The following is a 13,314-nucleotide window of genomic DNA, read 5'->3' as shown; positions in this document are numbered from 1 at the left end:
GCCGGTGAGTCCGGGCGAGCGCGCGGATCCGTACGGGTCGAGGGGGTGCGCGCATGGTGCGTAGTGTCGGGAGCGTGGCGGACGGGACTGGATTCGCGGCGGCCGCCGGGCCGTTACGGCGGGAGATTCTTGCGCATTGCTATCGGATGCTCGGGTCGGCGGCGGATGCCGAGGCCGCCGTTCAGGAGGCGTTCCTGCGGGCGTGGCGGGGATTCGACCGCTTCGAGGGGCGGTCCTCGATGCGTACCTGGCTGCACCAGATCGCCACCAACGTATGCCTTCGCTTCCTGGAGCAGCGGGGACGCCGCTTCCTGCCCGCGACGCTGGGCGATCCCGAGCCGGACTGGCTGCCGGGGGCCCGGAGCGCGCCGGCGGAGACGCCCTGGGTGGGTCCGCTGCCGATGGATCCGGCGGAGGCGGCGGGGGCTCGGCAGCGCGTGCGGCTGGCGTTCGTCGCGGCGCTTCAGCATCTGCCGGCGCGGCAGCGGGCCGTGCTGATCCTGCGCGACGTGGCGGAGCTGCCGGCCGACGAGGTGGCGGGCATTCTCGGCACGACGACCGTGGCGGTGAACAGCGCCCTGCTGCGCGCCCGCGAGCGGATGTCGCGGGAGGCGCCGGACCCCGACGAGATGAGCGAGCCGGGCGGTCCCGAGATTCAAAAGCAGCTGCTCCGGTACGTGGAAGCGTTCGAGCAAGCCGACATCGCCGCCCTCGCCGCGGTGCTCCGCGAGGACGTCACCCTGGAGATGCCGCCGCACGCCACGTGGTTTGCCGGGCGCACGCCCGTTCTCGGGTTCCTCGGCCGGCACGTGCTGCGGGAGCCGGGGCGTTTCGTGATGCGTACGGTGACGCCGCCGGCCAACGGGCAGCCGACGTTCGCCATGTACCTGCGCGCGCCGGACGGCGGGGAGGCGCACGCCCTGCAGGTGCTCGAGCCGGATCGTGGCGGGATCCGGCACATCCACATCTTCCTTCAGCCGGAGTTGTTCCCGATGTTCGGGCAGCCGGTGAGTCTGCCCGCCGGCCGGGATCCCCATAGCTGACACGAAAGCTGGAGGGAACGATGACGGTGACGGGAAAGTCGGTAGTGGTGGTCGGCGGCGGCCGGGGCCTGGGGCGCGGTGTCGTCCTGGCGGCCCGCGAGGCCGGGGCCCGGGTCACGGCCGTGGCGCGGGAGCTGGACGAGGCGGACGGCGTTCAGGGCGACGCCACCGATGAGGGCTTCGCCGAGAAGGTGCTGGCCGAGCGCCGGCCGGACCTGCTGGTGATCACGGCGGGGGCGGTGCCCGAGATGCGGCCCTTGGCCGGGCACACCTGGGAGACCTTCTCGGCGAACTGGCACGCGGACGTGCGGATCGCCTTCACGTGGCTGCGGGCGGCGATGCGGCAGCCGCTCGCGCCCGGCTCGCTGGTCGTAGTGTTCGGCAGCGCGGCCGAGCTGCGCGGCTCGCCGTTGAGCGGCGGCTACGCGGGGGCGAAGGCCACCGTCCGCATGATCACGGGCTATGCGGCGGCCGAGGCGAAAGACCTGGGCATCGCGATGACGACCGTCCTGCCCGTGATCACGCCCGGCACCAGGATCGGCGATACCGCGATCCGGGCGTACGCGGAAAGCTCGGGTTTGACCTCGGAGCGATTCACGGCGAACTTGCCGAACGCGCCGACGGCCGCATCGATCGGCCGGAGCGTGGTCGGCCTGGCCGGCGCGGCGGTGGCGAGCGCCTACACAGCGGACCGCTCCGGGCTACGACCGCTCGATTGAGGCAAGGGCTCCCACCGGGAGGACCCGGCTGGCCCCCTTACGAAACCGCGTAGGCACGCAGCATCACGAGAGCACCGTCCAGCGCCGCCTCGAGCGGCGCGATCGAGTCCTTCGCCTGCATCACGAGCAGCCCGCCCTGCAGCGTCGCGAACGTTGCCAGCGCCAGCCGCTGCGGGTCGGCATCGGCGCGCAGCACCCCGTTGGCCCGCATCCGCCGCAGGCCGGCCACCAGCAGCTCGCACCACTGGTCGGCGTGCCCGGCGACGTCGGCCGCGAGCTGCGGGTCGGTCGGCGCGACCTCGTTGACCAGCGCCGTGATCGAGCAGTACTTGTGGGTCAGGCCCCGGTAGTGGTCGACGACCGCGTCCCGCCAGCCCTGCCATGACTCCCACGAGTCGAGGTGGTCGATCCACGGGCGTTGCGCCTCGAGAACCCGTGAGCTCTGGAAGGCCGCGATCGCCGAGACCAGGTCGCTCTTTCCGCCGGGGAAGTAGTGGAACAGCTGGCTCTTGCTGGTGGCCGTGCCGGCCCGGATCTCGTCCAGGGTCATGCCCCCGACGCCGCGCTCGAGGATCAGATCGGTCGCGGCCCGCACGATCCGGTCCCTGGTCGCGGCGCCCTTCGAGGTCAGTCCCGTCACGGTCACGACGGTACCCGTCTGGACTCAGGGGTCCAAATATCCGTGGGGTCCGAATATCCGTCAGTGCGGACTGACGCGAACCTCAGGGGCGGGCAGCCCCTCGAACCACGACGCCTCCCGCAGGGTGTCGAGGATCCGCTGCCGCCCGGCGGCGTCCTGCCGGTCGATGAACAGGATGCCGTCGAGGTGATCGGTCTCGTGCTGCATGCAGCGCGCCAGGATGCCGTCGCCGACCACCTGCACCGGGTCGCCGTGCATGGTGTACCCCTTGGCCACCACGTTCAGCCGGCGCCGGGTGTCCAGGTAGATCCCCGGGATCGACAGGCACCCCTCGAAACCGTCCTGGGTTTCCTCGTCCGGGAAGTCGAGCACCGGGTTGACCAGGTGGTCGAGCTTCTTGTCGTTGCCCGGCAGCTCGGGGGCGATCGCGAACACCCGCAGGCTCACGCCGATCTGCGGGGCCGCGAGGCCCGCACCCCGGGAAGCCTCCAGGGTCTCGTTGAGGTCTTTGACGAGGCGGTGAAGCTCGGCGTCGAAGTCGGTGACCTCGGCCGCGGGCTTGCGCAGCACCGGGTCGCCGACCTTCCGGATGTCCAGCACAGTCATGTCGACTAATCTCCATCGGGAATGGGGCTTCCGTCCACCCGAATCCGGGCTCGCCGCGCAGGATCCTTCTCATTTCGAAGCCGGCGCGACCTCATTTCGAAGCCGGCTCGACCTCATTTCGAAGCCGGCGCGACCTCATTTCGAAGCCGGCTCGACCGGCACCCGGCAGGTGATGGTCGTGCCCTCGCCGGCCGGGCTGCGCACCTCGATCGTGCCGCCCAGCGCCTCGATGCGGTCCATGAGGCCCCGCAGGCCCGAGCCGCGCGCCGGGTCCGCCCCACCCGAGCCGTCGTCGGTGACCGTCAGCACGAGCCGGTCCTGTTCCACCGCGGCGTCGACGGTGACGACCGTGGCTCCGGCGTGCTTGACCGCGTTGGTGAGCACCTCGGACACCACGTAGTAGGCGCCGATCTCCACCGGCTGCGGGAGGCGGCCGTCGAGGCGTACGTCGATCTCCACCGGCAGCGGCGAGCGGCGCCCCAGCGCTCGCAGCGCCGGCCGCAGGCCGGAATCGGACAGCACCGCGGGGTGGATGCCCCGGGACAGCTCCCGAAGCTCATCGATCACGACGAGCAGATCGGCGGCGAGGTCCGGAAGATCGTCGACCGCCGCCGTGCGCAGTCGCAGGGCGAGCGCGACCAGCCGCTGCTGGGCGCCGTCGTGCAGGTCCCGCTCGATCTGCCGGCGCGCCTCGTCGGCGGCGGCCACGATGCGCGCCCGCGAGCTGATCAGCTCGGCGCGGCTCTGCGCGTTGGCCACCGCGATCGCCACCAGGTCGGTGAACTCCGCCAGGCGGCCCTCGAGGTCGTCGGGCAGCCGCCCCTCCCCCGAGCCGACCGCGATCATCCCCCACAGCCGGCCGTTGGCGTGGATGGGCATGCCGACCGCCCAGATCAGCCCCTCGTCGGCGTACTTCTCGCCGCCCGGCAGCTCCTTGAAGTTGTGCACCCGGGCCGTCTGCCCGGTGCGGTGGATCGTCGCGGTGATCCCCTCGGGCGGGTAGCCCTCCCACACATGGCCGACCCGCACGTGCGGCCCGGTCGACCCCTCGTTGGCCAGCAGCGTCGCCGACCCGTCCAGCTCGTAGCGGATCATCCGGGCGGTGCCGCTGCCGAACTGCCGCAGCACCTCCTTGGTCACCGCCGCGAACACCAGCTCCGGCGCCGCGTCCTGGGCGATCAGCAGGGCGAGCCGGCGCAGCGACGCCTGTTCCTCGGCCAGCGCGCGCAGCTGCTGCACGGCCTGGGCGTTGCCGATGGCGAGGGCCGCGAGGTGGATGAAGTCGCCGACCCGCGCCTCGGTGCCCTCGGGGAAGGCCGGCCGGGCCGTGCCGGCGACCACCACGCCCCAGAGCCGGCCGCCGACCACGATCGGGGCGGCGAACACTACGCGTACGCCGAGCCTGGCGACCAGGGCGCCGAACGGGCCTTCCCGCAGCGCCGGGCCGGTCAGCTCGCCGGCCTCGCCCGTGGTCACCACCCGGTTCAGCAGCATGGCGTCGGTCAGCACGATCCGGTACCCGACCGGCATGTCCGCGGTCACCCCGCCGAACGAGCCGACCACGGTGACCGACTCCGGCGGCTCGTTGAGCCGGGTGACGAACGTCGAGTCGGCCCCGAGCAGGCCGGCCAGTTCGTCGGCGATCGCGCCGAACACGTCGCCGGGCGCGGCGCCACCGGCCACGAGCGTGGCGACCCGGCGCAGCGCGACCTGCTCGTTCAGCAGCTCGGCGTGGGCCCGCTCGGAGCGCACGGCGCGGCGGGTCGCAGCCGTCGCGACCGAGCCGACGATCACGGCCATCACGATGAACAGGCCCAGCAGAATGGCCGCGGAGTCGTCGAAGTCACGCAGCGGCGGCAGGAAGAACCAGTCGAACGCCTCGATCGCCGCCACCCCGACCGGCAGCGCGTAGAGGATGCCCAGCGCGCGGGCCGTCGCCAGCACGCCGGCCAGCAGGACGAGGCCGAGCGCCACGGCGGGCACCTGCGGCACGTGCATGCGCAGGAACGTGCCGACGACGGCGGTGAGCACGAAGGCGGCGACCCCCGCGACGAGCGCGAGCGCGGTCTCGGCGTACAAGGGCAGGCGGCGCACCCCACGAGGCTGCCACACGCGGATGTGGGCCCGTCCTGATGGGCAGGATCACAGCGCATTCCGTCACTGCCCGTGGCACTGTTCGATCTCATGATCGGTGCGACACCCGTCGTGGAACTGGACGATGTCACGTTCCGCCGCGACGGCAAGGAGATCCTGCACGGCGTCAGCCTCACCGTCCGTCAGGAAGAACGACCCCCCGACCTTGTCCCCGGCAAAGGCTCAGCGCGCTGCTCACCGGCCGCGACGGCGTCGTGGACGACGACAGGCCACCTGGAGCGTTGCCGTACTGCAAGCGTCTTCCCCTGAGCGGGTCAAAGCCGAACGGCCCGAATGACCCCCGAGGGCGCCGTGGACAGTGGTCGACGTCGGTCGGTGCTGCCGCGGGGTGTCAATGTCCAGGGCGTCGATGGCGGTGAGCAGTCATGTGCTGTCGGCCAATGCCGCCCTCGATGTCGAGCGCAAGCCTGCGTCGGCGCCTCATCACCGGTCGTTGCCTGTTCTTACCACCAGTAGTTGTCTTGGGCCGTGTAGTGCTCTTGCAGGGCGGTGGTCTCGGCGTCGGTGAGTGCGAGGTCCACGGCTGCGACGGCGTCGTTCAGGTGGTGCGGCTTTGTCGCGCCGACGATGGGGCAGGAGACCGCCGGTTTGGACAGCACCCAGGCCAGCGCGACCTGCGCCATCGAGACGCCGCGAGCCTCGGCGATCTTCTCGACGGCCTCGACGACCGGCTGGTCGCCGTCTCGGTCGAACGCCTTGGCCACCGCATCCGAAGAGGACCGAGGGGTCTGCTGGCCCCAGGGTCGGGCCGCCCGGCCTTTGGCCAGTGGTGAATACGGGGTCAGGCCGACGCCTTGGTCGAGGCACATCGGGATCATGTCCCGTTCTTCCTCGCGTTTGAGCACACTGTATTGGTCTTGCATGGCCGAGAACGCCGTCCAGCCGTTCACGATCGCGGCGTGCTGCATCTTCGCGAACTGCCATGCCCACATCGACGACGCGCCGAGGTAACGCACTTTGCCGGCGCGTACCAGGTCGTTGAGTGCCGCCATGGTTTCTTCGACCGGGGTTTCGGCGTCGAAGCGGTGGATGTAGTAGACGTCGATGTAGTCGGGTGCCGAGGCGTCGCAGTGAGGCGTCGGCTTGTTCGAGGATGGCTTTGCGGGACAGACCGCTGCCGCCGAGGCTGATGAGTTATGGGACTTCGGCGGATCGCACAGCGCGGTCCTCTACCGGCTGCGGCGCTATCGGCATTGATCCGGTGCCCTGCGCACCCCCGGTGATGGCCTGGCTCGGCGTCCGGGGGCCGGGTAAAGAAGTGGCGACCCGTCGTGCCCTGCGCTGCCATCGACGGCTCAGCGTCCTGGCCGGCAGCGGTCGGCGCGCTGGCCTGGACGGTTGTTGGGCCCGCCGTACCGGTCGGCCAGCAACAGCCCGACTGCCGACGAGGTCCGCGCGATGGTCACACGTCGGCCATCCAGGTCGACGTAGCTGACGGTGGTGATCGGGTGCGACCGCGTCGTCATTGGTGGCCGGGTGTGCTGGCGCGGTGGGGGTCGGCGCCGGCGGTGGTGTCGCGGGTGTCGCCGTGGCCGCCGTGCCAGTCGAGGACGAGCAGGCACGCGTCGTCGGGGAGGGCGGGTCCGGCGGCTTCGAGGACGAGGTCGGTTAGGGTGCGGACGACTTCGCGGGGGTGCAGACCGCTGAGGTGCTGCAGTCGTGCGGGTAGGTCGAGTGCGGCGGCGTCTCGTTCGAGCATGCCGTCGGTGAGCAGCACCAGACGGTCGCCGGGCCGCAACCGGATCTGGGTGGCCCGGTAAGGCTGGTGGCGTAGTACGCCGAAGGGCCGGTTGACGGTGAGCGCCACCTGGTGCGCGGTTGCGTCGCGGATCAGCAGCGGGGCGGGGTGTCCGGCGTTGACGACGGCGAGGATTCCGGTGCGCAGCTCGAGCCGGCCGATAAGTCCGGTGACGAAGAGGGAGCTTTGCGGGGCGTTGTCGATGAGTGCCTGGTTCGCGGTGTCCGCCTGTTCGAGCAGGGTGGCGCCGCGGCGGCGGGCGTTGCGCAGGCCGCTGACGCACAGCGTCGCGGCGAGCGCGCTGTGTACACCGTGGCCGACGGCGTCGGTGATGCTCAGATGCAGCAGGTCACGGGCCAGGCTGTAGTCGAAGGTGTCGCCGCCGATGCTGGCTGCCGGTTCCAGCCAGGCCGCCAGGGTGAATGAGTCGGCTTCGCAGGTGAACGAGGCCGGCAGCAGTCGCCGTTGGATCTCCGCGGCGAGGGTGAACGGCGTCGTTCGTTGGCCCCATTCGAACAGGTCGGTGTGCCGCCGGTTGGCGATCACCACGAAGGCCAGGGTGTGTGCTGCCCGCGACACCTTCTCCAGGGCCGCGTCTGTTGGGGCGGCGGGCAGCGCGATCTCCAGCAGTCCGATGGCTTCACCGCGCTGGGTTACCGGCGCCCGTACCACGAACTGGTCACCGACCTGTTCGACCAGCACCTGCTGGGCGCGCAGCGCCTGCTCTTGTGGGCCGCCGTCGAAGGGCGCCACCATGGCGACCTCCTCGTCCTGCTGACGCGCGCCGGGCACGTCACCGATCGGGACGTGGACCAGGCGTACCAGGGCACGGCCGCTCATGTCCGCCACGAGAAACGACACCCACGACGCGTCGACGCCGGCCCCGATGCTGCGGGTCACCGCCTTTACGGCGTCGACCGGGGCGGCTTTCTCCACCGCGCGCAGCACGTCGTCGAGGTCGACACCGTTCTTCCCGTTCTCGCTCACGCGGCGCAGCATAGACGCGACAGGGCGTGAGCCCGACAGGCGAGAGCCACGAGCGTCCTTGGGTACTCGGGCCGGTTTCCAGACCTTGCGGACCGAGAACCGCATGGCGTCCACCCAGAACCATCCGGTGACCGGAAGGCGCGGTCGGCGGAGTGATCACCTGCTGTGTTGCTCGGTGTGCTGGCTCAGTTCTTGTCTTCCAGCTCTGAGCGGACCGATTCGGTGAGTTCGTTCCAGGAGTCGACGAATTTCTGGATGCCTTCGTCCTCGATGACTGTGAACACGTCGTCGAGGTCGACACCGGCATCGGCTACGGCTTTCATGACCGCAGCCGCCTCGGCGTATGTCTGCTGAACAGGCGTCCCAGGCATGCCGTGGTCCGCGTAGGCCTTCAGCGTCTTCTCCGGCATGGTGTTCACCGTGCCCGGCGCGATGAGGCCGCTGACGTAGAGAGTGTCCGGAAGGTCGGGGTTCTTCACGCCGGTCGAAGCCCACAGCGGGCGCTGCGGCTGGGCACCGTGCTCCTGCAGCGTGCACCATCGGTCGGAGGAGAAGACCTCCTCGTAGGCCTGGTAGGCCAGCTGCGCATTGGCGAGCCCGGCCTTGCCTTTGAGGGACGGGTCGGCGCCGGCCTTGTCCAGGCGCTTGTCGATCTCGGTGTCCACGCGGGAGACGAAGAACGACGCGACCGACTCGATCCCGCTCAGCGATCCGCCGTCCTGCATCCGTTGCTCCAAGCCGGATAGGTAGGCGTCCATGACTGCCCGGTACCGCTCGGGGCTGAAGATCAGCGTGACGTTGACGCTGATGCCCTGGGCGATAGACGTGGTGATCGCGGTCAGGCCTTCCTGTGTTGCCGGAATCTTGATGAACAGGTTGGGTCGGTCTACCAGCCACCACAGGTGCGCGGCCTCCGCCGCCGTGGCGTCGGTGTCACGCGCCACCGCCGGAGACACCTCGAGGGATACCCGGCCGTCGCGACCGGTGCGCTGCGCCACCGGGGCGAGCAGATCGCAGGCGTCGCGGACGTCGGCTGCGGTGATGGTCCGCAGTGCCTCCTCGACACTGACTTTGCGCACGGCCATCGCGTGCACCTGATCGTCATAGGCGTCAGAGCCGCTGATCGCGGCGGCGAAGATGGTCGGGTTCGTGGTGACTCCGACGACCGAGTACTCGTCGACCAGCGCCTGCAGGTTGCCGCTGCGGATGCGGTCACGGGACAGGTCGTCAAGCCAGACGGCCACCCCAGCCTCCGACAGCTCGGCCAGTTTCTCGTTCTGCGCCATGACAGGGCCTTTCGGATTCGTAGATGCGGACGTGGGCAGTCTCGGCGGGTCAGCGGTCGCCGGTGGGGCTGCTGAGATGACCGACGCTGTCCGGGCCGGTGGGTGCGACCACCGGCGCGTCGACGGCGGCCAGACTGTCGCGGGCGGCCTTGATCACGGCGTTGGTGGTGAGGCCGAATTGCTCGTACAGCACGGTGTAGGCGGCGCTCGCACCGTAGTGGTCGAGCCCGACGATCCGGCCGGCATCGCCGACGAACTCCCGCCAGCCCATCGACACCCCGGCCTCGACGCTGACCCGTGCCCGCACCGAAGGCGGTAGGACCTGCTCGCGGTAGCTACGGTCCTGAGCGGCGAACCACTCCCAGCACGGCAGGGACACCACCCGGGTGGGGATCCCGTCGGCCTCCAGCATCTCGCGGGCGGCGACGGCGATCTGCACCTCCGAGCCGGTGCCCATGAGAATCAGCCGGGGGCTGCCGCCGGACGCTTCGGCCAGCACATACCCACCTCGGGCCACCCCTTCGGCCGACTCGAACTGCGTGCGGTCGAGGACGGGCAGGTTTTGCCGGGACAGCGCGAGCCCGGCCGGGCGGTCGTTGTGCTGGAGGATGGTGCGCCACGCGACCGCGGTCTCGTTGGCGTCGGCCGGGCGTACGAGGTCCAGGCCGGGGATGGCGCGCAGCGCCGCGTAGTGCTCGACTGGCTGGTGGGTGGGGCCGTCCTCGCCCAGCCCGATCGAGTCGTGCGTCCACACGTACGTGACCGGCAGCTGCATGATCGCGGCCAGCCGGACGGCGCCGCGCATGTAGTCGGAGAAGGTCAGGAACGTCCCGCCGTAGACGCGGGTGCCGCCGTGCAGCGCGATACCGTTCATGATCGCGGCCATGGCGTGCTCGCGGACGCCGAAGTGCAGCGTGCGCCCGTACGGGCCGCCGCTCCACATCTTGGTCTGCCGGTCGGTGGGCAGGAACGAGGCCTCGCCCTTGACCGCGGTGTTGTTGCTCTCCGCCAGGTCGGCTGACCCGCCCCACAACTCCGGCAGGACCGGGTAGAGGGCAGCCAGGACTTCACCGGAGGCCTTACGGGTGGCCACCCCCTTCGGGTCGGCATCCCAGGTGGGTAGCCTGTCGGACCAGCCCTCGGGCAGGGTGCGGGTGGACGTCCGCTCGAGCAGCGCGGCGCCGTCCGGGTTGTCGGCACGCCACGCATTGAAGCGCTGCTGCCACTGTGCGTGCGCTTGCTTGCCGCGGCCGGCGATCTGACGGGCGTGCTCGAGCACCTCCGGGGCGACGTCGAAGGTTTTGTCCGGTTCGAAACCAAGGATCTGCTTGGTGGCGCGGACCTCGTCCTCACCGAGCGCCGAGCCGTGCGCGGCACCGGTGTTCTGCTTGTTCGGCGCCGGCCAGCCGATGATCGTCCGCAGCACGATCAACGACGGGCGGCCGGTCTCCGCCTTGGCCGCGGCCAGCGCCCGGTCCACCGCGACCAGGTCCTCACCGTCGTGCACGTGCTGCACGTGCCAGCTGTAGGCCTCGTAGCGCTTGCCGACGTCCTCGGTGAAGGCGATCTGCGTGTCGTCCTCGATGGAGATTCGGTTCGCGTCGTACACCAGGATGAGGTTGCCCAGCTCCTGCGTGCCGGCCAGCGACGACGCCTCACTGCTGACACCCTCCTCCAGATCGCCGTCGGACGCGAACGCCCAGACGGTGTGGTCGAACACGCTCGCACCAGTGGGGGCGTCGGGGTCGAGCAGCCCGCGCTCGCGGCGGGCGGCCATGGCCATGCCGACGGCGTTGCCGACGCCCTGGCCCAGCGGGCCGGTCGTCGTCTCCACGCCCGGGGTGTGGTTGACCTCAGGGTGCCCGGGGGTCAGCGAACCCCAGGTCCGCAGCGCCTGTAGGTCGGAGAGCTCCAGGCCATAGCCGGAGAGGAAGAGCTGGATGTAGAGGGTGAGGCTCGAATGTCCCATCGACAGCACGAAACGATCACGACCCGCCCACTGCGGGTCGCCCGGGTCGTGGCACAGCCACTTCTGGAACAACAGGTAGGCGGTGGGTGCCAGACTCATCGCCGTACCAGGGTGCCCGTTGCCGACCTTCTGGACCGCATCCATGGCCAGCACCCGCACGGTGTCGATCGCCCGGCGATCCACGTCTCCCATCCCCTCCGGGAGGGTCGGACTCGGCTGGACCGGGTTGCCCGTCGGCGCATCACTCGCGGCCTCGGCGGGGGCTTCAGGACGGGTACTCCTCGTTGCGGCGGCGGAATCCGCTTCATCGGCGGTCATCGGTAGCGGTGCTCCCTCGAGGTAGGCGATGCACGCGCACCGCGTAGACGAAATCGCCTCGACTTCATGCCTACCCCGCGTACCGATGTGAACACCTTGCGCCGCATGAAAACCTCGGTGCGGGGCATGCAGCAACCATGGCAGACACGGCGATCTTCGACGTCGACGGCACTCTCGTAGACACCAACTACCAGCACGCCCTGGCATGGTCGCGCGCGTTCCGCCGCTACGGCATCACCCGGCCCATGTGGCGCATCCACCGCGGGATCGGGATGGGCGGCGACACGTTCGTGCCCGAGATCGGCGGCCACGACGTCGAACAGGCGTACGGCGAGGACCTGCGCCAAGCTTGGGTGCAGGAGTTCGACCAGCTCATCGGGGAGGTCCAGCCGTTCGAGGGCGCGCACGAACTGCTGGCCGAGGTCAAGGAGCGCGGGTTCCGCCTGGTTTTGGCCAGCTCCGGCAAAACCCAGCACGTCGAGACGTTCCTCGACCTCATCAACGCCAAATCCCTCGCCGACGCCTGGACCACCTCCGACGACGTCGCCAAAAGCAAACCCGAACCCGACATCGTCGCCACGGCGCTGGCCAAGGTCCACGGCGCCAGCGGCATCATGGTCGGCGACTCGATCTACGACGCCCAAGCCGCAGCCAAGCTCAAAATCCCCGTAATCGGCGTCCGCACCGGAGGCTTCTCCGTCGGAGAACTGCAAGAAGCCGGCGTCCTGCAAGTCTTCGACTCACTGATCGCCTTCCGCCACGCCCTCGACGGCACCCCCCTGGCGCGCGCCAGGCACTGAGGCCCACCTCCGGGACGATCATCGATTCCAGCCCGAAGCTGCGGACGGCCGCCGAGAAAATCTATGCCCAAAGAGCTAGACATCCTGGGTGGTCTTGGCTAACGTTGCGGGGGTTGAGAGCACAGATCGCTGAAGACGCAGACGATCAGACCGAGCGTTAAGCAGGGCCCGAATCTGTTCGTGGCTCGCTCGGCACAGCGGTGAAAGACATGTCACCGCCGCATTGAGCAAGGGTAAGTGGAAGGCCCTGACGTAAGTCCATGTCAGGGCGCTTGAGGCGGGGCCGAGGCTGGTTCGGGGTTCCGCCTGGGAAGATTGTTCGTCGTACGTGTACGAGGCCATGAAGTCGCGTGGGCCTTCGTCACCGGCGGACAGCAAGCAACACGTTCAGATGTGTGGAAGCAGAGGAAAGGGAGGGCCGAACACCGTTGGATCGCCCACCGCCAGTTATTGATTTCAGCGCTGGGGTGGACACCGCAGTTTCCATCGAACGAGAGGTGGTCTCCGGTCACGCTTATGCGATCCTCGCACCCGACACCGTCAGCGACGGTGGGTGTGGATACGAGAACCCGACGTTCCAGTCGGTAGATGGTGTTTTTTGACCCGTAACCCTGGGCCCCGGCGCTTTCGCGCCGGGGCCCTCGTCATGGAGGTGTATGTGGCCCAACCCGATGACATGTTCGGTGACGACGACTTTCCCGCGTACACGATGGGGCGTGCCGCGGAGATCGTAGGCGCCTCGCCGGACTTTCTGCGCCGTCTCGACGAGGCGAAGCTGTTCACTCCGTTCCGTTCAGCCGGCGGGCACCGCCGCTACTCCCGCTACCAGTTGCGGCTGGCCGCACGGGCCCGCCAGATGGTCGACGATGGGACCGCTCTGGAAGCTGCCTGCCGGATCATCATCCTCGAAGACCAACTCGACGAAGCCCTTCACCACAACGAACGGCACCAGCGGCGAACAGGCGCCGCCTGAGCTCAGCCGACCTGGCTAATATGGCGCCGCAGGCGTTCGACGTGGATCAGCCCGTAGACGGCGACGGGCTCTACGGGCTGC

At 69.6% G+C, this 13,314-nt stretch carries 12 protein-coding genes; 5 read left to right on the top strand and 7 right to left on the bottom strand.

Annotated elements, in window-relative coordinates:
* The first annotated feature begins 74 nt into the window (after positions 1–74).
* Positions 75–1,043 (top strand): RNA polymerase subunit sigma-70, encoded by a 969-nt coding sequence (locus ACIA5D_RS43215; RefSeq protein WP_396036463.1) that lies wholly within the window; start codon positions 75–77, stop codon positions 1,041–1,043.
* A 20-nt stretch (positions 1,044–1,063) separates the two neighbouring features.
* Positions 1,064–1,762 carry an SDR family NAD(P)-dependent oxidoreductase gene (locus ACIA5D_RS43210; protein ID WP_396036462.1) on the top strand — a complete coding sequence of 233 codons (699 nt, stop codon included), beginning with the start codon at positions 1,064–1,066 and terminating at the stop codon, positions 1,760–1,762.
* 37 nt (positions 1,763–1,799) lie between these two features.
* Here the strand turns inward: ACIA5D_RS43210 and ACIA5D_RS43205 are convergent, their stop codons facing one another.
* The 3 genes from ACIA5D_RS43205 to ACIA5D_RS43195 all read right to left on the bottom strand — a co-directional run bounded on the left by ACIA5D_RS43205 (position 1,800) and on the right by ACIA5D_RS43195 (position 5,102).
* Positions 1,800–2,402 (bottom strand): TetR/AcrR family transcriptional regulator, encoded by a 603-nt coding sequence (locus tag ACIA5D_RS43205; RefSeq protein ID WP_396036461.1) that lies wholly within the window; start codon positions 2,400–2,402, stop codon positions 1,800–1,802.
* Between the two features lie 60 nt (positions 2,403–2,462).
* Positions 2,463–3,008 (bottom strand): peptide deformylase, encoded by a 546-nt coding sequence (def, locus tag ACIA5D_RS43200; protein WP_396036460.1) that lies wholly within the window; start codon positions 3,006–3,008, stop codon positions 2,463–2,465.
* 135 nt (positions 3,009–3,143) lie between these two features.
* Positions 3,144–5,102, bottom strand: a complete 1,959-nt coding sequence (locus ACIA5D_RS43195; protein ID WP_396036459.1) for a GAF domain-containing protein — start codon at positions 5,100–5,102, stop codon at positions 3,144–3,146.
* A 72-nt stretch (positions 5,103–5,174) separates the two neighbouring features.
* Here ACIA5D_RS43195 and ACIA5D_RS43190 point away from each other — a divergent pair, with 72 nt between their 5' ends.
* Positions 5,175–5,411: a hypothetical protein gene (locus ACIA5D_RS43190; RefSeq protein ID WP_396036458.1), complete on the top strand. Its 237-nt coding sequence runs from the start codon at positions 5,175–5,177 to the stop codon at positions 5,409–5,411.
* 194 nt (positions 5,412–5,605) lie between these two features.
* Here the strand turns inward: ACIA5D_RS43190 and ACIA5D_RS43185 are convergent, their stop codons facing one another.
* The 4 genes from ACIA5D_RS43185 to tkt form a co-directional block, all read right to left on the bottom strand.
* Positions 5,606–6,154 carry an aldo/keto reductase gene (locus ACIA5D_RS43185; protein ID WP_396036457.1) on the bottom strand — a complete coding sequence of 183 codons (549 nt, stop codon included), beginning with the start codon at positions 6,152–6,154 and terminating at the stop codon, positions 5,606–5,608.
* A gap of 470 nt (positions 6,155–6,624) precedes the next feature.
* Complete coding sequence (locus ACIA5D_RS43180; protein ID WP_396036456.1) at positions 6,625–7,887, bottom strand: PP2C family protein-serine/threonine phosphatase; 1,263 nt, start codon at positions 7,885–7,887, stop codon at positions 6,625–6,627.
* Between the two features lie 185 nt (positions 7,888–8,072).
* Positions 8,073–9,173, bottom strand: a complete 1,101-nt coding sequence (tal, locus tag ACIA5D_RS43175) for a transaldolase (RefSeq protein ID WP_396036455.1) — start codon at positions 9,171–9,173, stop codon at positions 8,073–8,075.
* 49 nt (positions 9,174–9,222) lie between these two features.
* Complete coding sequence (gene tkt, locus ACIA5D_RS43170) at positions 9,223–11,334, bottom strand: transketolase (protein ID WP_396036454.1); 2,112 nt, start codon at positions 11,332–11,334, stop codon at positions 9,223–9,225.
* Between the two features lie 263 nt (positions 11,335–11,597).
* On the opposite strand from tkt, the gene ACIA5D_RS43165 reads away from it, so the two are divergent.
* Together ACIA5D_RS43165 and ACIA5D_RS43160 are read left to right on the top strand one after the other, a co-directional pair.
* Positions 11,598–12,260, top strand: a complete 663-nt coding sequence (locus ACIA5D_RS43165; protein WP_396036453.1) for an HAD family hydrolase — start codon at positions 11,598–11,600, stop codon at positions 12,258–12,260.
* 676 nt (positions 12,261–12,936) lie between these two features.
* A complete protein-coding gene (locus tag ACIA5D_RS43160) occupies positions 12,937–13,233 on the top strand; it encodes a MerR family transcriptional regulator (RefSeq protein WP_396036486.1) in 297 nt (98 codons plus the stop codon).
* The last annotated feature ends 81 nt before the right edge of the window (positions 13,234–13,314 follow it).

It is taken from the genome of Actinoplanes sp. NPDC051513, from assembly GCF_044454685.1.
Lineage (GTDB): Bacteria > Actinomycetota > Actinomycetes > Mycobacteriales > Micromonosporaceae > Actinoplanes.
The sequence above is the reverse complement of the archived record's forward strand: the minus strand, read 5'-3'. Positions and strand labels throughout refer to the sequence as shown.